Genomic DNA, 21,429 nt, shown 5'->3' with positions numbered 1-21,429 from the left:
TTCGCTGTCTTACCCAGGGAAGGAAGATGGGTATGAGGCCGCCCAAGGCGGCCCTTACCTTTACTGCTGGATATAAACCACATGCGTACGGGTGTACTCATAGAGCCCGTGCTTGCCGTCCGCCCCGCCGATCCCCGACTTTCGAGTGCCAGCATGAAAGCCCTGCATCGCTTCGAAGTTCTCGCGGTTGATGTAGGTTTCGCCGAAATCCAGCCCAGCGGCCGCTTTCATCGCGGTGGACAGGTCGCGGGTGTAGATCGACGAAGTCAGGCCGTACTCGCAGTCGTTGGCCAGTGCAATGGCTTCCTCCAGGTCGTCGATGATCTGGATTGGCAGCACCGGGCCGAAGATCTCCTGACGCATGATTTCCATGTCCTGCGAGCAGTTGGCAAGGATCGTCGGCTGGTAGTGGAAGCCCTGGCCGAGGTCAGCGACCTGGCCGCCAGTGATCAGCTGGGCGCCCTGATTCTGGGCGGTTCTGACCATTTGCTCGACCTTGCGTAGTCCGGCCTCGTTGATAAGTGGGCCCATCTCTACATCCGCCTGCGCGATCGGGTCGCCGTAACGGGTTTCGGCCATGGCGCCGGCGATGCGTTCGATGAACTGGTCGGCCACGCCTCGCTGCACGTAGACGCGCTCGGCGCAGTTGCACACCTGGCCGGTGTTGATGATTCGCGAGGCGCGGATAGCGTTGACCGCCAGCTCCAGATCGGCATCGTTCATAACGATCGCAGGTGCCTTGCCGCCAAGCTCGAGGTTGAGTTTGGTGACGTTGGGCGCCGCAGCGGCCATGATCCGCGAGCCGGTGCCGACGCTGCCGGTGAAGCTGATCATGTCGATCCCGCTGCTCGTGGTCAGCGCGCTACCGACACCGGCGCCGCTGCCACAGACCACGTTGAAGACGCCCCTCGGCAAGTCGGTCTCGGCCACCAGTTTGGCGAATTCGAAACAGTTGTTCGGGGTTTCTTCGCTGGGCTTGATCACGATGGTATTGCCGGTGACCAGCGCCGGCGCCATCTTCCGAGCGATCAGGAAGAATGGGAAATTCCACGGCAGGATGCCGGCTACCACGCCCAGCGGTTTACGGAATAGGAAAATGTTCTCACCTGGGCGGTCGCTGGTGATGATTTCACCCTCGATACGCCGCGCCCACTCGGCCATGTAATCCATGTAGTCGGCCGTGAAGTTGACCTCCACCAGTGCCAAGCTCTGGATCTTGCCCTGTTCTTCGGTAATCACGCGAGCCAGACGCTCGGCGTTCTGGCGAATCTTGCTGGCGATGGCACGCAGATAGCTGGCGCGCTCGATGGCCGGTTTGTTGGACCACTCCTTTTGCGCGGTGCGCGCAGCCGCGATGGCGCGCTCTGTGGTGGCCGCGTCCGATTCTGGCACGCGGGAAAGCACGGCGCCGTTGGCCGGGTTGCGCACTTCGACGAGGTTGTCGCAGGCGACGAATTCGCCGTCGATGTAGTTCTGATAGGTGATTGCGTCGGTCATATCGCTCTCCGTGGCTTCAGTTGCTTGCGGTTTTATGAGTCGGCTGCGGCAGGTCGTCCGGGCCGTGCTCGACGCGGTCGTGGGCGCGCTTGATCAGGTATTGATGGATCTGCTTCATCTGTTCCATGTCGAAGGCTTCGGCGAACGACGGCATGCCGTCGGGTATCCGAGCGCCGTGGAGGATGCCGAGGAACTGCTCGTGCTTTTCCGCGGTAAGCATGCGCAGATCCGGCAGCACACCGCCGCTGACCGCGTGGATACCGTGGCACTGTGAGCAATAACCGTCGTAGAGCTTGGCGCCGGCTTCGACCGTGGCGGCGTCGGCGGTCAGCGGTGGCGGCTCGGGTGCGTCTGCCCGTGGTGCTGGTTCCTGCAATTCGCCCGTACCGCCGAGCTTGTAAGTCAGCACTTGCGCATAAGGCTGCACGCCGGCCCGCAGCGACAAGGCCCCGGCGAAGGTGGAAAAAGCGCCGCCCCAGCCAGCCATGAAGGTCACGTACTGCTCGCCGTCGACGCTGTAGGTCACAGGTGCTGCCATCACGCCACTGGCGGCGGGCTGTTCCCATAGCTTCTTGCCGGTGTCGGCGGCGTAGGCGATGACGCGACCATCGGCGCTGCCCTCGAACACCAGGTTGCCGGCGGTTGTCAGGGTGCCACCATTGAAGATGGTGACGTAGGGCACTTCCCAGGCCTGCTCCTGCTTCACCGGGTCCCAGGCGATCAGCTTGCCGGACCAGGTGTCGGCGTACTTGCCAAGGCCTTCGGGGTCCTCAGGCATCATCCCGGTCTTCAGGCCTAGCTGATACATGCTCTTGAATTTGTTGCGCGCCGGCGCGTCCGGCACGTGTTCGTACCAAGCGGACATGATGTGCGCAGGGATGTAGACGAGGCCCGTGTCCGGGTTGTAAGACATTGGGTGCCAGTCATGCGCGCCCCAGAAGCCGGGCTGGACCAGCTTGGCCTTCTTCTCGCCCTTCCAGTAGGCCGCGGCTTCGTCGTCGACGATGGGGCGGCCAGTCTTCAGATCGACACCCTTGGCCCAGTTGATCGGCACAATGTTCTCGGCCGACAGCAGTTCGCCAGTGGCGCGGTCGATGACGTAGAAGAAGCCGTTCTTCGGCGCCTGCATCAACACTTTGCGCTCTTTCCCCTCGATTTCGAGGTCAGCGAGAATCATGTGCTGGGTAGCGGTGTAGTCCCAGGCATCGCCAGGTGTGGTCTGGTAATGCCAGACGTATTCGCCGGTATCGGCATTGACCGCGACGATGGAGGACAGGAACAGGTTGTCGCCCTTGCCTTCGCTGCGCCAAATCGGGTCCCACAGCGAGCCGTTGCCGACGCCTATGTAAAGCAGGTTCAGCTCGGGGTCGTAGGCGAAGGAGTCCCACGCGGTGCCACCGCCGCCCTGTTCGACGAAGGCGCGGCCGTGCCAGGTCTTCTTCGCGATCTCCATGCCCTTGCCTTCGGCGGGCTTGTCCGGGTCACCGGGCACGGTGAAGAAGCGCCAGGCCTGCTCGCCGGTCTCGGCATCGTAGGCGGTCACGTAACCGCGTACACCGAACTCGGCGCCACCATTGCCGATCACGACCTTGCCATTGACCACTCGCGGCGCGCCGGTGATGGAGTAGCTGCGCGCTTTGTCGTTGCGGGTATCGACGGACCAGACGCGTTCGCCGGTCTTGGCGTCGATGGCTTCCAGGCGACCATCGAGCACGCCGACGTAGACCTTGCCTTTCCACACGGCAACGCCGCGGTTGATCGCATCACAACAGGCTTCGCCAGCGCGGGAGCGGTCGGACTGCGGATCGTACTTCCAGATCAGCTCCCCGCTGCGGGCGTCCAGCGCGTAGACGATGGAGAACGGGCCAGTGGTGTACATCACGCCATCGACCACGATAGGCGTGGCTTCCACGCCGCGGTCGATGTCGAGCTTGTAACTCCAGGCCAGCCCCAGCTCGTCGACGTTCTCGGCTGTGATGTTCGTCAGCGGGCTGTAACGCTGCTCACCATAGTCACGACCGTGGCTCATCCAGTTGCCGGGTTCGGCGTCGGCATTGGCGATGCGTTTGCCGTCGACATCGGCCGCTAGCGCTATCGAAGAACAGGCCGCGCTCAACGCCAGCACGGTGAACAGGCTTTTCACGAACGAGGCGGCTGGCGGCGGCTCTGCGCCTCCACACCTTTGCAGGCCAGTACGATTCATCAATGCGTCTCCAGTTCTTATTAGGGGCCGCAGCGTCGCGCCACGGTCCCTGAGATATCGCAATGGCTGTGCCAGCGTTACGCTTTATCGCTGGAGGGCGCGTGGATACTGGGCCTGATGATTGGATGAAAGCGGAAATGACTGCGCTGGCAGGCGGGCAGCTGTACCAGGGAAGAAACAGGCGAAGCGAGGGATGGAACAGTTGTGTCAGGAATGAAAACAGTGCTCTGCCGAAAGCACTTTAAGTGCAGAACCAGAGCCCGCACGTTCTTACAGCGTTCTTCTAAAAAAAACGCGGCCAAAAGGCCGCGCCGCGAAACGAGCCGTCCGGCCGTCACGGGGATGACGGCCCGGAAAGGCTCGGCACACTCGGTGCCTGCCAAGTAACCGGCGCATTCGGGAGCGCACGCCGGAGCCCATCCATCAGAAGAAGCCGAGCGGATTGACGTCGTAGCTGACCAGCAGATTCTTGGTCTGCTGATAGTGGTCGAGCATCATCTTGTGGGTCTCGCGGCCCACACCGGATTTCTTGTAGCCGCCGAACGCCGCATGCGCCGGGTACAGGTGGTAGCAGTTGGTCCAGACACGCCCAGCCTTGATGCCGCGGCCCATGCGGTAGGCGCGGTTGATGTCGCGGGTCCAGACGCCTGCACCCAGGCCGAACTCGGAATCGTTGGCGATGGCCAGGGCTTCGGCCTCGTCCTTGAAAGTGGTCACTGCCACCACCGGCCCGAAGATCTCCTCCTGGAACACGCGCATCTTGTTGTGGCCCTTGATGAGGGTCGGCTGCACGTAATAGCCGGTCGCCAGGCTGCCTTCGAGCTTCTCGGCAGCGCCGCCAGTAAGGATCTGACCGCCTTCCTGGCGGGCGATCTCCATGTACGAGAGGATCTTGTCGAACTGCTGTTCGGACGCCTGGGCGCCGACCATGGTCTCGGTGTCCAGCGGGTTGCCGCGCTTGATCTGCTGGATCTTTTTCATCACCACCTCCATGAAGGGTTCGAAGATCGACTCCTGGATCACCGCACGCGATGGGCAGGTGCAGACCTCGCCCTGGTTGAAGAACGCCAGCACCAGGCCTTCGGCGGCTTTCTCGATGAAGGCCGGCTCGGCCTGCATGATGTCTTCGAAGAAGATGTTCGGGCTCTTTCCGCCCAGCTCCACGGTGCTCGGAATGATGTTCTCAGCAGCGCAACGCATAATGTGCGAACCCACCGGCGTCGAGCCGGTGAAGGCGATCTTGGCGATACGGGTGCTGGTGGCCAGCGCCTGGCCGGCTTCACGACCAAAGCCCTGGACGATGTTCAGCACGCCCGGCGGCAACAGGCCGTCGATGATTTCGGCCAAGATCATGATCGACAGCGGGGTTTGCTCGGCGGGCTTCAACACCACGCAGTTGCCGGCGGCCAGCGCTGGCGCCAGCTTCCAGGCCGCCATCAGCAGCGGAAAGTTCCACGGAATGATCTGCCCGACCACACCCAGTGGCTCATGGAAATGATAAGCGGCGGTGTGCTCGTTGATCTCGGCGGCGCTGCCTTCCTGGGCGCGGATGCAGCCGGCGAAGTAACGGAAGTGGTCGGCAGCCAGCGGCACGTCGGCGTTCAGCGTTTCTCGCACGGCCTTGCCGTTGTCCCAGGTCTCGGCAATAGCGAGCTTTTCCAGGTTGGCCTCGATGCGGTCGGCGATCTTAAGCAGCATCAGCGCACGGTCCTGTACCGAGGTCTTGCCCCAGGCATCGGCGGCGGCGTGGGCGGCATCCAGAGCCCTCTCCACGTCTTCGGCGCCGGAGCGCGGGAACTCGGCGATCACTTCACCATTCACCGGCGAGGTGTTGACGAAATACTCACCCTTGACCGGCGGCACGAATTCACCACCGATGTAGTTGCCGTATCGCGGCTTGAAGGAAACGACGGCGCCTGCGGTACCAGGTTGGGCGTAAATCATGATGGGCCTCTCTTTCTTCTGCGTGTCAGAGCCTGCGCCAGAACGGACGCAGGGCATGGACCGATCTTAGGCAGCGCCCCACCACCCCCGGTATGCGCCCATGGCAGCGAGGCGCTCCTCATTTGGTAGTAGATGCCAAGGGCTCTGCGGAGCTTCATTGCCGGGGTTGGATTGCACTCACTGCCAGGAGCGCACCTACAGGCTATGCACAACTCGTAGGGTGCGCTCCGCGCACCGTGTTCGAAAAGCAGAGGGAAATCACAAGCATGCATAGCTGACATGGTTTCGGCCTCAGCCAGGCCCTACCCTCTTGCTCCAATTGATGAAGGAGACAGGGAATGTCCAACTATCGTCGTCCGCAGAATGAGGGCGGGCTGTATTTCTTTACGGTTGTCATCCAACACCGCCGACCGGCGCTGACCAACCGCAAACCCGTCAACTGTTGCGCCAAGCGATCATCGAGGTCAGGCGGCGCTTTCCATTCTGCATTCACGCCTGGATTGCTGCCCGATCACATTCATTGCATCTGGGAATTGCCCGAGGGCGATGCTGATTTCGGCAAGCGTTGGGCCTTGATCAAGGCCGGCGTTAGCAAAGGTGTTCAGCTGTGCCGGCCGTAAATGACAGCCAGGCACGCCGCCGCGAGAGGGCTTCTGGCAACGCCGTTTCTGGGAACATCGCATCCGCGACGAAGAGGACTACCGCAAGCACATGGATTACCTGCATTGGAACCCGGTGAAGCACGGGCTGGTTACGCAGGTAGGCGACTGGCCTTGGTCGTCGTTTCACCGCCTGGTGCGAGAAGGCATTTACCCCGCCGATTGGGGTGCCGCGGACGATATCGAGGGAGTCTTTGGTGAGTAGCATGAGCTCCGTCCTAGCCTGTAGGGTGCGCTCCGCGCAACAGGAGCATCATCGTGGGGTTCGGTGCGCGGAGCGCACCCTACAATCGAGCTCCCGCCTCTACTCATCCACCCGCTGCAGCTGCCGAGCTTCGTATTTCGGATAGAGATGGCTGACGCTACGGATCAGTTCGTAGCGTGTCAGGCTGATGCCGGCGAAGCGCGTGGGCATCGGGCTCTGGATGACTTCGTTCATGTCGGCACCGGTGGCCGCAGTGTCGCGCAACAGACCGTCGAGCCAGCCCAGGTAATCGCGCATCTGCTCGAACGGCGCGCTGTCACGGCTCAACGGGCCGTGGCCGGGCACCAGCAGTTTCCAGGGCGTGGCTTCGAGACGATCGAGATCCGCCAGCCATACATCCAGCCCGGGGCTATTGGGTGTGGTCAGGGCACGTTGGTAGAAGAGGATGTCACCGGCGAAGAGCACGCCACTGATTTCATCAAGAACCGCCAGGTCAGCACCGGTGTGGCCGTGCAATTGCAGCAGGCGCAGCCTGTGTTCACCGACTTCCAGCAGCCCAGGCTCCAGCTTTTCGTTCGGCAGCACCACCTCGGTGCCGCGCATCCAGTCGCCGACCATCCGGTACATGTTCTCGGCCATGGCATCGCCCTGCTCGCGCAGCAGATCGGCCGTCCCGGCAAGCGCGGCGATGGGCACGTCAGCGAACGCTTGGTTGCCCAGCACATGGTCGGGATGGTGATGGGTGAGCAGCACCTTGATGACGGGACGATGGGTAACCTCGGCGATAGCGGCGCGCATAGCCTCGCCGTAGCGTCTGGAAGGACCACTGTCTATAACCACGACACCGGCTGAGGTCACGATGAAGCCGGTGTTGACGATATTGCCGCCGTTGCGTGGGTCGAAGTTGTCCGTCGAGCCTTCCAGCAGCCAGACGTTTTCGGCGATCTGGCGCGGCTGCAGCCGATATTGCAACTCGGCCTGTACAGGCAGCGCCAGGCAGAACGCGAGGGTCAGGATAAGCAAGCGCATGTCGTTTCCTTGGCGGGAAAGCCGGTGCGCGGAGCGCACCTACAAAAGCAGCGGGTTTTACAATGCAGCCTCGAACTCGTTGCCGTTGTTGTCGCGCAACCATAGGCGGGTGCCTTGCTGGCCTTTCACTTCCAGACTCAGCGTCGGGTTCTCGCTGACGGCCGGATACAGCTCCAGCGTCGCCAGTACGTTGCCCTCGGTATCGCGCAGCTCGGCCTGGTTTAGGAAGAATTCGGGAATGCCGCTAATCAGGCCGTTGTCCATCGGGTGTGATACCTGCAATCGCAGGCGGCTGCCAGTACTACGCTCGAAGCGACCGCCCACTACCCTTCCCAGCCGCTTTTCCCATCCGGGCTGGGTGCGCACTACGCTTGGCGCCGAACAGCCCCCGCCAGCGGCATCCACCCGGGCCGAGCCCACGTGCCAGACGCCATCTCGGGTCAGAACCGCCGCGCGAATGGGCGTGGCCTGCTCCACGCGGAAGCGAATCGCCACCAACGGCAGTACCTGTTCGCCGGGGCTGAAGCTGAACACGCGTGGAATGGGGTTGAGTTCGGCCCAGGCCTCGATACGCACCACTTCATCGCCCAGGGCGCGGGCATCGATGTGCATCGGCACCTGGCGCGCATCCTCGGCGAAGGGCGGCACAAGCACCTGTACGCGGTCGTCGAACACGTAAGGCTCGCCGTTCAGCACGCGCTCGTGGTGGTGCTCCCACATGACCGATTGCAGCGGGTCGGTGTCGGCCGCGAACAGGCCGTCGGTTCTAACGGTCAGCACGAGTGCCAGCAGGATTCGCATGTTCATGTCGTATCTCCGGCGGCGGATCGGCATGGCAGCCCCAGTGATCTTTTCGGATGAGCTGTCCGCCTGCACGAAGCAGCACGGTTTTTTCGTAGGGTGCGCTTGGCGCACCGCCAGACCTCGGTGCGTGCGGTGCGCGGAGCGCACCCTACATTTTTCACCCGCATCACTGCTTGGTCGCTTCGCTCTCTATATAGGTACGGATGGCCCACAGCGCTTCCTGGCTGAGCGTATCGGCCATGCGTGGCATGTACACCGCGCCGTCTCGCACCGCGCCGTTGATCACGCGCTCCTTGTACCACTCGTCACCGCTTACATCGGCTTCCAGCTCACGCAGATCCGGCGCGATGCCGCCTGAGATCGCTTCCAGACCATGGCAGCGGGCGCAGTTCTGGTTGTAGGCAGAAGAGCCAATTTCTACAGCAAGGTCGTGGTGCTCGCCCGGTTCACGATAGGGGTTTTCATCCACCCACTCTTCACCAAGAGCGGGCAGGCCCTTGGTCTCTACGGCATGGGGAACGACATCACCATGAGCCAGGGCCAGACCGGTTACAGCGATAAAGCCTGCAGCCACAAGTGCGCGCATAGGGTTCTTATTGTTCATGACTAACCACCTCGTTTCGTGAATCCGTGCAAGGCAGCCCCCTTCCGGGAGCGCATGGCGACCATGTTGGCGGTGGTGTCGGGTTGACTGAATCCTGCTTTGGAAGCCGGCGACTCCTCCCTTGGTAGCAAGCTTTCCCACCACCTTTGGCAGTGGGTCGAACAGCACTTGTGGAGCAAGGCCAAAACACCGGACGTTTGGGAAATATTCCCGGCGTTCGCGGGAATTTTTCCGTATCGGCGCCTGCGCCGCGCTTCCAATAATCGATTCGCCAAGCCGCTATCGGCAGTATCAGACCCGCGTCTACACAGACCGAGCAGCGGCCTTGTCCGAACCGACCAAGGGAATCGCAACCATGACAACAAGATCGCACCCCGGCAGCAAACGTCCCCTCGCCCTAGCCGTGCAATGCCTGGCACTGGCTGGCAGCCTTGCAATGATCGGTGCCGCCCAGGCCACGCCGGTCAGCTGGGAAGACATCGCCAACGACCACATTTCGACCAACAACGTCCTGCAATATGGCTTGGGCACCCACGCCCAGCGCTTCAGCCCGCTGGCTCAGGTCAACGACAAGAACGTCTTCAAGCTGACACCCGCCTGGTCGTTCTCCTTCGGCGACGAGAAGCAGCGCGGACAGGAATCCCAGGCCGTGGTGCACGACGGCATCATTTACGTCACCGGCTCCTACTCGCGGGTATTCGCGCTGGATGCCAAGACCGGTAAGCGCCTGTGGAGCTACGCCCACCGCCTGCCCGACGACATCCGTCCCTGCTGCGACGTGGTCAACCGTGGCGCCGCCATCTATGGCGACAAGATTTACTTCGGCACCCTCGACGCCCGCGTCGTGGCGCTGAACAAGGACACCGGCAAGGTCGTCTGGAACAAGAAGTTCGGCGATCACGGCGCCGGCTACACCATGACCGGCGCGCCGACCCTGGTGAAGGACGGCAAGACCGGCAAGGTGCTGCTGATTCACGGCAGTTCGGGGGACGAATTTGGCGTGGTCGGCAAGCTGTTCGCCCGCGATCCGGATACCGGTGAAGAAATCTGGATGCGTCCCTTCGTCGAAGGTCATGTGGGTCGCCTGAACGGCAAGGACAGCACCCCCACCGGCGACATCAAGGCGCCCTCCTGGCCGGACGATCCGAACTCCCCCACCGGCAAGGTCGAGGCCTGGAGCCAGGGTGGCGGCGCACCGTGGCAGAGCGCGAGCTTCGATGCCGAGACCAACACCATCATTGTCGGAGCCGGCAACCCGGCCCCGTGGAACGGCTGGGCACGCACCTCCAAGGATGGCAAGCCCCAGGACTACGACAGCCTCTACACGTCCGGCCAGGTTGGCGTCGACCCGAGCACCGGCGAAGTGAAATGGTTCTACCAGCACACGCCGAACGATGCCTGGGACTTCTCCGGCAACAACGAGCTAGTGCTCTTCGACTACAAGGACAAAGACGGCAAGACCATCAAGGCCACCGCCCACGCTGACCGCAACGGATTCTTCTACGTGGTCGACCGCAAGGACGGCAAGCTGCAGAACGCCTTCCCCTTCGTCGACAATATCACCTGGGCCAAAGGTATCGACCTCGAGACCGGACGCCCGATTGAAAACGAAGGCCAGCGCCCACCCAAGCCCGAGCCGGGCGAGAAGCACGGCAAGTCGGTCGAGGTCTCGCCGCCCTTCCTCGGCGGCAAGAACTGGAACCCCATGGCCTACAGCCAGGACACCGGCCTGTTCTACGTGCCCGCCAACCATTGGAAGGAGGACTACTGGACCGAGGAAGTCAGCTACAAGAAGGGTTCGGCCTACCTTGGCCAGGGCTTCCGCATCAAGCGCATGTATGACGACCACGTTGGCATCCTGCGCGCCATGAACCCCACCACCGGCAAGGTGGAGTGGGAACACAAGGAGAAGCTGCCGCTGTGGGCCGGTGTGCTGGCCACCAAGGGCAACCTGGTGTTCACCGGTACTAGCGACGGCTACTTCAAGGCCTTCGATGCGAAAACCGGCGACGAACTGTGGAAATTCCAGACCGGCAGCGGAATCATCTCCCCGCCCGTGACCTGGGAGCAGGACGGCGAGCAGTACATCGGCGTGACCGTCGGTTACGGCGGCGCAGTGCCGCTGTGGGGCGGCGACATGGCCGAGCTGACCAAGCCGGTCGCACAGGGCGGCTCGTTCTGGGTGTTCAAATTACCTGAGTGGGAAAACAAGACCGCCCAGCGCTGATGTCCCTGCCGTGCCCGCCTCATCGCGGACACGGCCTTTTCGCTAGATGCGAGCGCTCTCGTCGCCCGTAGGGTGCGCTTCGCGCACCAGCTTTTATTCTGAATCCGGTGCGCAGAGCGCACCCTACACATGCATGGGCCTCATATGAAACCGTCCAGCCTGATCCTTCCCTTATTATTCGTTGCTGCCCCGGCTTTCGCCGATGACCAACCCCTGATCATCAACGGCTGCACACTCGAACCGGAAAGCCAGTGCACCAATGCCGACCTGCGCGGTGCCGATCTCAGCAATCAGGACCTGCGAAAGATCAACCTGGCCGGCGCCAATCTGTCCGGCGCCAACCTGCGCCACACTATTCTGGACCTGGCCAACCTTGAGAAGGCCAACCTGAGCGGCGCAACGCTTAACCGCGCCAGCCTGCAGCAGTCCAACCTGCGCCTGGCCAATTTCACCGATGCCCAACTGGTAGCCATCCAGGGCTGGGGACTGTTCGCCCAGGCCGCGCAGTTCAAGAGGGCCAACCTCACCGGCGCCTACCTCGAATTCGCCCGCATGAGCGGCGCCAAGCTGCACGACAGCAACCTGAGCGCCGCCGACCTGGAGATGACCTGGCTCAGTAAGGCCGATCTCAAAGGCGCCAACCTGACCGACGCCAACCTGCAAGAAGCAAAATTCAACGATGCCAACCTCGAAAATGCCACCCTCACGGGCGCGCGCCGACACTACGCGACCTTCCAGGGCACCAACATGGAAGGCTGCACGGATTGCCCAATGGACTGGGAAAAATAATTGCGAAAAGGGTGCGCTCCGCGCACCACATTCACCGAGACCGCTGGTGCGCGGAGCGCATCCTACGAAAAGCCGATGCATTCAGATGCCTACCAAGTAACCAGCCACCCTACACAGGCCCATACCTCACAAACACTCCACCCGGCGGGTCGCCTCAGGAAACTTGGAATACCATTTTCCGCTCGCCGACGCGCAGCACGCCGATATCGATGGCCAGGTGTACCAGCTCAGCATGGGAGCCGACCTGCAGTTTGCTCTTGAGCATGGTCAGGTAGTTGGAAACGGTCTTGCCGCTGATGCACAACTGCTCGGCGATCTGCCGGGCGGGTGTGCCCTTGGCGAGCATCACGAAAACTTCGAACTCACGCTGAGTCATGCCTTGCAGACGCGGGTCCGGTGAGCCGTAGTGGCCAGGATTGCGCGCCAGTTCGGTAGCCAGCGGCTGTTCGATATAGGCATGGCCGGAGAGAACGCGCCGCACGGCCTCGATCAGCACCTGTGGCGAGGCCTTTTTGGTGATATATCCCGCCGCTCCGGTATCCAGCGCCTGGCGAACCAGTGAAAGCTCATCGTGCATGCTGAAAAACAGCACGCGTAGCTGCGGCAGCCGCTGGCGCAGCCGTCGCGTGGTCTCGATACCGCTGATACCTGGCAGGCCGATATCCATAATCACTAGGCTTGGGATGTCCCGCTGGCACTCGCCCAACGCCTGCTCGCCGTCGCAGGCTTCGCTCAGCTGTACCTCGGGCAGCACTGCACGCAGCAACGCGGCGCAACCCTGACGCACCATCGCATGGTCATCTACCAGCAGAATTTTCACAGGCTAGCCGCCTTCTAATCGGGGACGTTCAGGCAACTGTCGGCATGCCGTCAGGTCCGTGGTGCGGGGAGCGCACCCTACAAGGGTCTTGTACATCCGTAGGGTGCGCTCTGCGCACCGGCTAGTACCTCACGGGCTTCCGGCGCCAGTTCGTGCTACGGATAACCACATGCTAGAGCTTGGAAACACTCACCTGCCTACTACCTTGGTAGCGCCGGAGCCGTACTTTCTATGCAGTCCCGCTTGCGCGGCCGACGTCTTCCTTCCTGGTCGCGCGTTGGACGCGTGGCGATCTACTACTTTGGTACCGGTTTTCGCCTCCATCGTAGGATTTCAAAGCCAGCACCATTGTTCTGTAATCCTTTCTTCGGAGCACACAGGAGCCCAGACGATGCCGCGTCTACCGTTACTGATCGTCATATTGACCTGCCTAGGCATCAGCCAGGCAGCATCGGCGCAAGCGGATGGCGAGCTGTTCTCCGCCGAAGGTTACCGCCAGGCGCACTACCGCAGCCCGACGCCCGCCACCGCCGAAGGTGCGCAAACGCTGGACACCGCCTCGCTACGCACATTGCTGGATGACGAGCCGCAGCTGGTGCTGGTGGATGTCTATCGTCGCCAGTGGCTGGCCGGTCGCTTCATCGAAACCGAGGCGCACATCAACCTGCCCGGCAGCGTCTGGCTACCCAATACCGGGGATGGAGCCCTCACACCGGAATGGACGGACTATTTCGCTAGGAACCTTGCCCGTATCAGCCGGGGGCGTTTCGACCAGCCGCTGGTATTCTACTGCCGCTCCGATTGCTGGCTGGGCTGGAACGCCACCCGACGGGCTCACGCACTGGGCTACACGAACCTTTACTGGTATCGCGATGGCGTGGACGGCTGGGAACAGGCCGGCCTGCCCCTGAGCCCCGCAACGCCGGAGGCTCTGAACGGTCCGGAATGATCCACCAAGCGTGCCGACCATAACCACAAAAAGAGGTGACCAGCCTTGTACAAGATATTGATTGCCGACGACCATCCGCTGTTTCGCGAAGCCATCCACAACGTCATCCGCGACGGCTTTCCTGACAGCGAAATCCTGGAAACCGCCGACCTCGACAGTGCCTTGGCCCTGACGCTCGAACACGACGACCTCGACCTGGTCCTGCTCGACCTCAACATGCCCGGCATGCATGGCCTGAACGGGCTGATCAACCTGCGCAACGAGGCGCCGACGATTCCGGTGGTGATCGTTTCCGCCGAGCAGGACAAGCAAATCGTGTTGCAGGCGATCACCTACGGCGCGGTCGGTTTCATCACCAAGTCTTCGCCTCGCGCACAGATGACCGAGGCCATCGAGCTAATTCTCAACGGCAACGTCTACCTGCCCTCGGACATTATCCGCAGCCAGAAAAGCGGCCGGCGCCAGACCAGCTACAACGAACCTTCGATCCCGCCCGAGCTGCTGCAGGCGCTGACCCGTAAGCAACTACTGGTGCTGGAGCGCATGACCAAGGGCGAATCCAACAAGCAGATCGCCTACAACCTCGACATCGCCGAAACCACCGTCAAGGCCCACGTCTCGGCGATCCTGCGCAAGCTCAACGTGCACAACCGCGTGCAGGCGATCCTCTCAGCCGGCGATATCGACTTCACCGCCTACCTGCGGCGCTGATTCCCTCTTCGCGTGAGTCCTTGACCGCTGCCGTAATGGGGGGCGGTTTTTTCACGATGACTCAAGCCCGGCACTTGGCCAGAAGCACAGCCCGTCTATCGTCTATGAGTGCGATGATGGTAATAATTACTTATCAAGGAACAAGGCATTCGATGTTCGGCGTTGGGCAGCTCTGGATATCTTTCGCGCACGAATAAGGGGCGTATGGTTTCTATCCATGTGGGTGGCAAAGACAAGACCGCAGTGATTAGCGACTGGTCGATTTACTGGAGCGACAAGTACGCAGCGCTGCAACTGACCTGCCATTACCCCTCCAAAAAAACCTACACGCGCCCGCTCAGCGACTGCCGCATCTCCCCCACCCGTGAACTGGGCGAGATGTTGCTAACCAAGCCTGGCAGCACCATGGTCAAGCCCATCGCCAAGGCGACGATCTATGGCGAGCGATATGCCGTCGTGCTCCATCAAGATTCTGATCAACCTTACGTCTACAAGATGGACGGCATCGGCTTTGCCTCGCTGACGGCGATGAAGGAGGCGCCGGTCTTTAACTATTTCGTGGCAGTGGCTCATGCCCGGCGGGATCGCGCGGGGTCGAAGAGCGACCGTGAGATCGCCGCCAATGTCGTGCGCCAACTGGACAAGCTGCCCGCCAGCGCCGACACCGCTTTGCATGCCTATTGCACGGGACGAAATGGAACGCAGGCGCCCGGCACCGGCCTGATCTTTCCGTTCGGCGTCAACGCAAGCCAGCTCGCGGCGGTCGAGCAGGCCTTCCGTGCGCAGATCAGCGTGATCGAGGGCCCACCGGGGACTGGCAAGACCCAGACCATCCTGAACATCCTCGCCAATATCCTATTACGCAGGCAGACGGTAGCGGTGCTGTCCAACAACAATTCGGCTGTCGAAAACGTCTACGAGAAGCTGGAAAAATGCGGCCTGGGCCACCTGGTCGCCAAACTTGGCAACCAGGACAACCGCAAGGACTTCTTCGCCGACCTGCCGCCGTGGCCATCGAGCGAGCCCGAACCCGAGCCCGCGCCGCCCCTGGAGGAGATCCAGGCCCGGCTGACCCGCTTGAAGCAGCACCTGCACGATCACAACCGGGCGGCGCAACTGCAGGCCGAGCTCGACGAGCTGACCATCGAGCGGCGCTACCTACAGCAGTGGCAGACCGACAGCGGTGTGCAAGCCGCCGCCTCGCTGGTCAAGTATGGACTGTCGCCTCGCAAGACTACCGACCTGATGGCCTACCTTGCCCATCTCGGCGAACAGCGCATTCGCCTCATGGACCGCATCGAACTGCTGTTCAATTTCAGGATTTTCCGTACCAAGCCTTTCGCTCGGGATGACGCGCGCCTGTCAGTCTTCCATGCCCTGCAGATGCACTATTACGACAAGGCGCTGCAGGAAAAGGAAGCGGAGTTGCAGGCGTGCCGCGCATCGCTGGCGCGCGGAAATTTCACGGTCTTGCTCGATGAGTTGAAGACCGCGTCGATGCGCCATCTGAAGCAGCACCTGCAACGCCAGGCGCGGCCGTCGGACAGCTTCGATCCCAATACCTACCGCAAGCAGTTTGATGCCTTCGTGCAGCGCTTCCCAATCCTGGGCAGCGGCACGCACTCAATCGTCAACTCGATCGCGCAGGGGGCGATCCTCGATTACGTGATCATCGACGAGGCCTCGCTGCAAGATATCGTGCCGGGTATTCTGGCGTTGGGCTGCGCGAAGAACCTGATCGTTGTTGGCGACAACCGCCAGTTGGCGCACATTCCCGTAGCGCTGGGCCTGCAAGCCCCCACCGACGCCTATGATTGCGAACGCTACAGCCTGCTCGATTCCTGCATCGGAGTATTTAGGGACGCACTGCCCAGGACGCTATTGAAAGAGCATTACCGCTGCCATCCCAGGATTATCCAGTTCTGCAACCAGCAGTTCTACGACAACGCGCTGGTGCCAATGACCGAGGACAAGGGCGAAGCGCCCTTGCGCCTGGTGGTGACCGCCAAGGGCAACCACACCCGGCAGAACACCAACCACAGGGAACTGGACTCCTTGCTCAAGGTGCTGGACGACGAGGGCGAGCCCATTGGCCTGGACGGCGATGGCCGTGGCTTCATCGCCCCTTTCCGGGCCCAGGTCAACCTCTCTGGCACACACCTGCCAGTGGATTTCGTCAAGGACACCGTGCACAAGTTCCAGGGACGGGAATGCGACGAGATCGTCTTCTCCACCGTGCTGGACAAGAAACACTACAACCAGGAACGCAAGCGGCTGGATTTCGTCGATGACCCGCGCATGGTCAATGTGGCGGTGTCGCGGGCCAAGCACCGCTTCACCCTGGTGACAGGCGACGACGTGTTCACCGGCAACAACGGCCACATCGCGGCCTTGATGCGCTACGTCGAGTATTACGCGCAGGATGAGCAGGTCGTGCGGGCTCCCGTGGTGTCGGCCTTCGACCTGCTGTACCGGGAGTACGACCAGTCCCTGGCCCGGCTGGATGCCCGCTTGCGGCCCGACGATTCACGTTACAAGTCCGAGCAGATCGTAGCGCAACTGCTGCGCGAGGCCCTGTCCGCCCCGTCGTGCCAAGCGCTGATGTGTCACGCCCAGCTCCGGTTGAACCAAGTCGCCGCATCGACCAATCCGGCCTTGACGGCGCACGAACGAGCGTTCATGGCACGCGCCAGTTGCGATTTCGTGCTGTATTTCAAGGTGGGCAAAACCCCGCTGGGGGTGATCGAAGTCGATGGCGGCTCCCACGACCGGCCCGATCAGGCGGCACGGGATGCCTTGAAGAACGACATCCTGGCGAAAAGCGGCATACCCATCCTGCGCCTGCGTACCGTCGAGAGCCGCATAGCAGAGAGGATCGCCAGTTTCATCACGCAGTGGGCGAGCACTGCGCCCAGCGCGTGACGTAATGCGGGCCGAGACCCCGTCGCCGTCAAGCCTGCGGTGCTTCGGTCTGGCTCAACCATTTTGCGAACCCACGCTTGCTGTCGTCGTCTTCCATCGCCGCTTGCGGCGGAACATCCGTCGTAGCCCTACGACTCGCAAAGCGCGCCTGACGTTCCGGCAGCCAGCCCATGCTCCAGCAAGTGGCACATGGCGGTCTTGAGCTTCATCGGCCGTACCGGCTTATGCATCAACATGTGCCCCAACTCTCGTACCTGCTGCTTGAGATCGTTGCTGTAGTTGGCGGTGATCATCAGCGACGGCAGCGGACTGGCGCGACGGGCGTTGACCTTGGCGACCACGTCAATGCCGGTGTGACCGTTGTCCAGGTGGTAGTCGGCGATCAGCAGATCGGCCTCGGCATGGAAGTCGTCCACCTGACGCGCCAGATCCTCTTCCGACAGCGCCGTGGTCACCGCGCAACCCCAACCTTCGAGCAGGGTGCGCATGCCGGCGCAGATCGCCGTGTCGTTATCCAGCACCCAGACGCGTGCGCCTTGCAGGCATCGAAGCACCAGTTCGGTGGTCGTCGGCTCGGCACGTGTCATGGGGGCGCGCTTGGCCAGCGGCACCTCGATGGCGAACCGGGACCCTCGCCCCGGCTGCGAGCTGACCTGAATGCGATGGCCGAGCATGCGCGCGATCTTCTCGACGATGGCCAGGCCGAGGCCCAGCCCGCGGTCCTGGTTCGGCCGCACGCCCTCCCCGCGTTTGAACTCCTGGAAGATTTCCTCGAGCTTGTCCTCGGCGATGCCGACGCCGGTGTCCCACACCTCGATCGACAGCCGCTGCCGACGCCGCCGGCAGCCCAGCAGCACGCGCCCCTGCGGCGTATAGCGGATGGCATTGGTCATCAGGTTGCGCAGGATGCGCGCCAGCAGTTGGATATCGCTGCGCACCAGTGCCGAGCTGGGGATGAAATCCAGCTGCAGGCGCTCGGCCCCGGCGATCTGGCGGAACTCCATGGCCAGGTTCTCCAGCAGTTCACTGACGGCGAACGGGGCAATATCCGGCTTGATCACGCCGGCGTCGAGCTTGGAAATATCCACCAGGGTGCCGAGCAGGTTCTCCACGTCCTCCAGCGAGTTGCTGATGTTGCGCACCAACCCGCCGCTGGGCTCTGCCGGTTGTTCCAGCAACGCGCTGGTGAACAGCCGCGCGGCATTCAGCGGCTGCAACAAGTCATGGCTGACGGCTGCGAGAAACTTGGTCTTGGACAGGTTGGCCAGCTCCGACTCGCGCTTGGCCTCGCGCAACCGTGCTTCAACCAGGCTGCGCTCATCGATCTCGCGCAACAGCTGGTCATTGAGGCTGGTCAGTTCGGCGGTGCGCTCGCGCACTCGCTGCTCCAGGTTCTGATAGGCCTGGTGCAGCGCCTCGGCGGTGCGCCGGCGGTCGGTGATGTCCTGGATCAGCACGAAGATGCCGGCGACCTCGCCGCTGGAAAGCCGGTTCGGTACGTAGGAACGCAGCATGTAGCGCTGTTGGCCGGCATGGTTGCACTCGGACATCTCGAAGCTGACGTTTTCGCCGGACAAGGCGCGGTCGATATAAGGCGCCAGCTGCCGCCAATGCTCGCCGCTGTGCACTTCGGGCAGGCTCTGCCCGAGCATGCCGTCGCTGGGCCAGCGGTACCATTGCTCGTAGACCTTGTTGGTGAACTCGTAGGTCAGATCGGAAGACACGTAGGCAATCAGCGCCGGTACGTGGTCGGTGATCAGGCGGATCCAACGTTCGCTCTCACGCAGCGCCTCGGCGTGGCGGTAGCGATCGGTGATGTCGGTGAAGGTGTTGACGAAGCCGCCGGTGGGCAGCGCATGGGTGCGGATCTCCAGCATGCGGCCGTCGAACAGGCGCTGCTCCAGCTCACGGATAGGTCGCCCGTTACCATCTCGACTGTTGGGCGTCAGGAGCTTCAGCTCGCTCTCTGCCATCACCTCATCGAACGGCCGATGCGCCTCGATCGGAGCAAGCCCGCAGAGTTCGAGAAAACGCCGGTTCCACAGTTCCAGCGTGCCCTCGGCGCCCACCATGGCCACTCCCTGGGACAGGTTGTCGACCGCGCGCTGCAGCAAGCGCGACTTCTGCGCCAGTGCCTGTTCGCGGCGCATGGTTTCGCTGACTTTCACTTCGGTGATGTCGGTGTAGAGAATGACCAACCCGCCTTCGCGAGTGGGCCGCTCGCTGACCTGAACCCAGCGCCCATTGTTCAGCCGAAAGACCGTCGGCTCATCACCCTTGCCGCGATGTTCCTCGACGATCAGCCCGGTGCTCTCGGCCAGCTGGCGCACGTCGCTCAGTCGCGTGCCGGCATTGATGCGCGCGCGGGTGCGGCTCCACAGCGACTTGAAACGGCGATTGAACAGAACGATGCGCTGTTCACGGTCGAACAGCACGAAGGCATCGGAAATGCTCTCGATGGCATCGACCAGATGCTGGTGGGCGGTTTCCGCACGCAGGCGTGCGTCGCTGAGCAGCTGGTTGCTGCCCTTGAGCTCTGCCATCGCCTGGTTCAACGCATCGGTACGCTCGCGCACCTGCTCGGCCAGTTCCACCGAATGCTGGAAGGCTGCATAGGGCGCATCACGTCCGGCACCGCTGGACTCGACCCGTTCGATCAGCGCGGCGTTGATGCGCGTGAGCTTGCGGTTCTCGCGTTCCAGTTCGGCCTGGCGCGCCAGCAGGTCAAAGACCGCCCCGCCCTCCTGGTCGGCCAATGGCGACACCGGTGAAGGTCTGGTTGATGTGCATGCCATTGAACTGCTCTCCGTAGGTGTTGAAGCCGATCACCTGCTGGCGCTTGAGAAAATCCGACACCTGCTCGCTGGCACCGTTGGCCTCGATTTCCAGGCGGCGCAGAAAACAGTCGCAGCCAATGGTGAGCAGCGGCGGGCCCAGACGCTGTTCGAGCCGCCGGAACAGCGCTTCGAGATTGGGCATCAACGGGCCGGGCTGCATAGCCGTCAGCACGATGCCGTTCTCCACGGCGCAGTAGAACGTCAGGCTCAGGTCGTCGTTGACCTTCTGGATCGCGCGCACGTAGTACTGCTCATTGATGCGCACCGCCAGCGGATGCGCGGCGAACAGCCGGTGGTCGAGGTCGGCGACCGGCACGCCAATCAGCCGCGCGTATTCCTCGGCGGCCGGCTCGGCATTCAGCTCGAAGACGCGGCGACTGTTGCTGTCGGCCCGGGTAACCACCAGTTTCTCGTCATTGGGCAGGATGTGGTGGGTGGTGAACACTTCGAAATCCAGCCAGGTATTGATCAGCACCACGATGGCTGCACCGCTGTGGAACTTGCCGTCGTAATAGACGTGGGTGTCGGCCAGGTGGTTGTCGTCGCCCGCCGAGCCACCGAAATGCGGAATGCTGCCAAAGGCGGCACTGAGCGCGGCGAGCACCTGTTCCTCACGGTTAGAGAGCCCATCGAGCAGCGTCAGGGCGAAGCTGTGGTTTTTGATCGGTGCCAGGGAATTACTGCGACAGACGCTGCCCAATCGCTCCACCAGTTGCTGGGCATCGACCAGGCTGAAGCATTCCATCTCGTCGATCAGCTCGCAGGCGACCGAGAAGCTGCGGTGATCGAAGCCAATGGCACTGACGCAGCTGCGGCTGTAGCCCTGGGCGGTAATCTCGCCCGCCGAGGTACAGCCCACCAGACGCACGCCACCGAAGTACTGCTGCAACGCATCGGCCAATGCCGGCAGGTCGTACTCGGCGGAGCAGAAGAACAGCACGAAACCCAGGTGCGGATGGATCAACTGGCGCGCCAGATCCTGGGCCACCGTTTCAGCCAGCCGCGCTTCGGACATTGCCGTGCGTATCGTTTCCGTCTGTTGCTCGCTCACGCACTGCCTCCCGCACCGCTATCGGATTGCCCACATTCTTGGTCAGGGCATTGGGCACGAAAATGCTACTTGAGTACCGGAATACACGTGCCTAGGTAGCGGGGCCTCGCCTCCCAATCGGTGCGCGGAGCGCACCCTACGCATGCGTCAAACATTCGTAGGGTGCGCTCCGCGCATC

The 21,429-nt window shown here is 62.3% G+C and carries 14 protein-coding genes and 1 pseudogene; 6 read left to right on the top strand and 9 right to left on the bottom strand.

Annotated features, from left to right (window positions below; genetic code table 11):
• Nucleotides 1–60: 60 nt before the first annotated feature.
• The 3 genes from aldA to exaC form a co-directional block, all read right to left on the bottom strand.
• Nucleotides 61–1,497, bottom strand: coding sequence for an aldehyde dehydrogenase (aldA, locus tag V6943_RS12200; RefSeq protein ID WP_131648738.1), 1,437 nt, complete (start codon nucleotides 1,495–1,497; stop codon nucleotides 61–63).
• Between the two features lie 16 nt (nucleotides 1,498–1,513).
• Nucleotides 1,514–3,700: a PQQ-dependent dehydrogenase, methanol/ethanol family gene (locus V6943_RS12195; protein WP_340553614.1), complete on the bottom strand. Its 2,187-nt coding sequence runs from the start codon at nucleotides 3,698–3,700 to the stop codon at nucleotides 1,514–1,516.
• A gap of 423 nt (nucleotides 3,701–4,123) precedes the next feature.
• Nucleotides 4,124–5,644, bottom strand: a complete 1,521-nt coding sequence (exaC, locus tag V6943_RS12190) for an acetaldehyde dehydrogenase ExaC (protein ID WP_340553613.1) — start codon at nucleotides 5,642–5,644, stop codon at nucleotides 4,124–4,126.
• A 338-nt stretch (nucleotides 5,645–5,982) separates the two neighbouring features.
• On the opposite strand from exaC, the pseudogene V6943_RS20455 reads away from it, so the two are divergent.
• Nucleotides 5,983–6,508 (top strand): annotated as a pseudogene (locus V6943_RS20455) (REP-associated tyrosine transposase).
• A 99-nt stretch (nucleotides 6,509–6,607) separates the two neighbouring features.
• On the opposite strand, the gene V6943_RS12175 reads toward V6943_RS20455, so the two are convergent.
• The 3 genes from V6943_RS12175 to pedF all read right to left on the bottom strand — a co-directional run bounded on the left by V6943_RS12175 (nucleotide 6,608) and on the right by pedF (nucleotide 8,945).
• Nucleotides 6,608–7,537 carry a quinoprotein relay system zinc metallohydrolase 1 gene (locus V6943_RS12175; protein ID WP_340553610.1) on the bottom strand — a complete coding sequence of 310 codons (930 nt, stop codon included), beginning with the start codon at nucleotides 7,535–7,537 and terminating at the stop codon, nucleotides 6,608–6,610.
• A 57-nt stretch (nucleotides 7,538–7,594) separates the two neighbouring features.
• Complete coding sequence (locus V6943_RS12170; RefSeq protein ID WP_181103635.1) at nucleotides 7,595–8,344, bottom strand: quinoprotein dehydrogenase-associated SoxYZ-like carrier; 750 nt, start codon at nucleotides 8,342–8,344, stop codon at nucleotides 7,595–7,597.
• 163 nt (nucleotides 8,345–8,507) lie between these two features.
• Nucleotides 8,508–8,945, bottom strand: coding sequence for a cytochrome c-550 PedF (gene pedF, locus V6943_RS12165; RefSeq protein WP_340553609.1), 438 nt, complete (start codon nucleotides 8,943–8,945; stop codon nucleotides 8,508–8,510).
• 355 nt (nucleotides 8,946–9,300) lie between these two features.
• On the opposite strand from pedF, the gene exaA reads away from it, so the two are divergent.
• Together exaA and V6943_RS12155 are read left to right on the top strand one after the other, a co-directional pair.
• Complete coding sequence (gene exaA / locus V6943_RS12160) at nucleotides 9,301–11,172, top strand: quinoprotein ethanol dehydrogenase (RefSeq protein WP_340553608.1); 1,872 nt, start codon at nucleotides 9,301–9,303, stop codon at nucleotides 11,170–11,172.
• 144 nt (nucleotides 11,173–11,316) lie between these two features.
• Nucleotides 11,317–11,961, top strand: coding sequence for a pentapeptide repeat-containing protein (locus tag V6943_RS12155; RefSeq protein ID WP_340553607.1), 645 nt, complete (start codon nucleotides 11,317–11,319; stop codon nucleotides 11,959–11,961).
• Between the two features lie 154 nt (nucleotides 11,962–12,115).
• Here the strand turns inward: V6943_RS12155 and V6943_RS12150 are convergent, their stop codons facing one another.
• Nucleotides 12,116–12,781, bottom strand: coding sequence for a response regulator transcription factor (locus tag V6943_RS12150; protein ID WP_340553606.1), 666 nt, complete (start codon nucleotides 12,779–12,781; stop codon nucleotides 12,116–12,118).
• A 391-nt stretch (nucleotides 12,782–13,172) separates the two neighbouring features.
• On the opposite strand from V6943_RS12150, the gene V6943_RS12145 reads away from it, so the two are divergent.
• From V6943_RS12145 to V6943_RS12135, 3 genes are all read left to right on the top strand, one after another.
• Nucleotides 13,173–13,730, top strand: coding sequence for a rhodanese-like domain-containing protein (locus V6943_RS12145; RefSeq protein WP_181103651.1), 558 nt, complete (start codon nucleotides 13,173–13,175; stop codon nucleotides 13,728–13,730).
• 45 nt (nucleotides 13,731–13,775) lie between these two features.
• Nucleotides 13,776–14,441, top strand: a complete 666-nt coding sequence (locus V6943_RS12140; protein ID WP_340553605.1) for a response regulator transcription factor — start codon at nucleotides 13,776–13,778, stop codon at nucleotides 14,439–14,441.
• Between the two features lie 204 nt (nucleotides 14,442–14,645).
• On the top strand, nucleotides 14,646–17,363 hold the full coding sequence (locus tag V6943_RS12135; RefSeq protein WP_340553604.1) for an AAA domain-containing protein: 2,718 nt from the start codon (nucleotides 14,646–14,648) through the stop codon (nucleotides 17,361–17,363).
• 128 nt (nucleotides 17,364–17,491) lie between these two features.
• Here the strand turns inward: V6943_RS12135 and nahK are convergent, their stop codons facing one another.
• Both nahK and nosP read right to left on the bottom strand, forming a co-directional pair.
• Nucleotides 17,492–20,158 (bottom strand): hybrid sensor histidine kinase/response regulator NahK/ErcS', encoded by a 2,667-nt coding sequence (gene nahK / locus V6943_RS12130; protein WP_340553603.1) that lies wholly within the window; start codon nucleotides 20,156–20,158, stop codon nucleotides 17,492–17,494.
• Nucleotides 20,088–21,251: a nitric oxide-sensing protein NosP gene (nosP, locus tag V6943_RS12125; RefSeq protein ID WP_445324131.1), complete on the bottom strand. Its 1,164-nt coding sequence runs from the start codon at nucleotides 21,249–21,251 to the stop codon at nucleotides 20,088–20,090. Before nosP ends, nahK begins: the two co-directional genes overlap by 71 nt.
• Nucleotides 21,252–21,429: the final 178 nt, after the last annotated feature.

The organism is Pseudomonas sp. CBC3, assembly GCF_037967085.1.
In the GTDB taxonomy this organism is placed as follows: Bacteria; Pseudomonadota; Gammaproteobacteria; order Pseudomonadales; family Pseudomonadaceae; genus Stutzerimonas.
Note: the sequence above shows the minus strand (reverse complement) of the source record. Positions and strands in the feature narration are given on the sequence as shown.

Bases quoted from the DNA above. Each gene is read 5' to 3' on its own strand.
- V6943_RS12175 (WP_340553610.1), bottom strand. From the start codon at position 7,537: ATGCGCTTGCTTATCCTGACCCTCGCGTTCTGCCTGGCGCTGCCTGTA.
- V6943_RS12155 (WP_340553607.1), top strand. From the start codon at position 11,317: ATGAAACCGTCCAGCCTGATCCTTCCCTTATTATTCGTTGCTGCCCCG.
- exaA (WP_340553608.1), top strand. From the start codon at position 9,301: ATGACAACAAGATCGCACCCCGGCAGCAAACGTCCCCTCGCCCTAGCC.
- V6943_RS12135 (WP_340553604.1), top strand. From the start codon at position 14,646: ATGGTTTCTATCCATGTGGGTGGCAAAGACAAGACCGCAGTGATTAGC.
- V6943_RS12145 (WP_181103651.1), top strand. From the start codon at position 13,173: ATGCCGCGTCTACCGTTACTGATCGTCATATTGACCTGCCTAGGCATC.
- V6943_RS12170 (WP_181103635.1), bottom strand. From the start codon at position 8,344: ATGAACATGCGAATCCTGCTGGCACTCGTGCTGACCGTTAGAACCGAC.
- V6943_RS12195 (WP_340553614.1), bottom strand. From the start codon at position 3,700: ATGAATCGTACTGGCCTGCAAAGGTGTGGAGGCGCAGAGCCGCCGCCA.
- aldA (WP_131648738.1), bottom strand. From the start codon at position 1,497: ATGACCGACGCAATCACCTATCAGAACTACATCGACGGCGAATTCGTC.
- nahK (WP_340553603.1), bottom strand. From the start codon at position 20,158: ATGGCATGCACATCAACCAGACCTTCACCGGTGTCGCCATTGGCCGAC.
- pedF (WP_340553609.1), bottom strand. From the start codon at position 8,945: ATGAACAATAAGAACCCTATGCGCGCACTTGTGGCTGCAGGCTTTATC.
- exaC (WP_340553613.1), bottom strand. From the start codon at position 5,644: ATGATTTACGCCCAACCTGGTACCGCAGGCGCCGTCGTTTCCTTCAAG.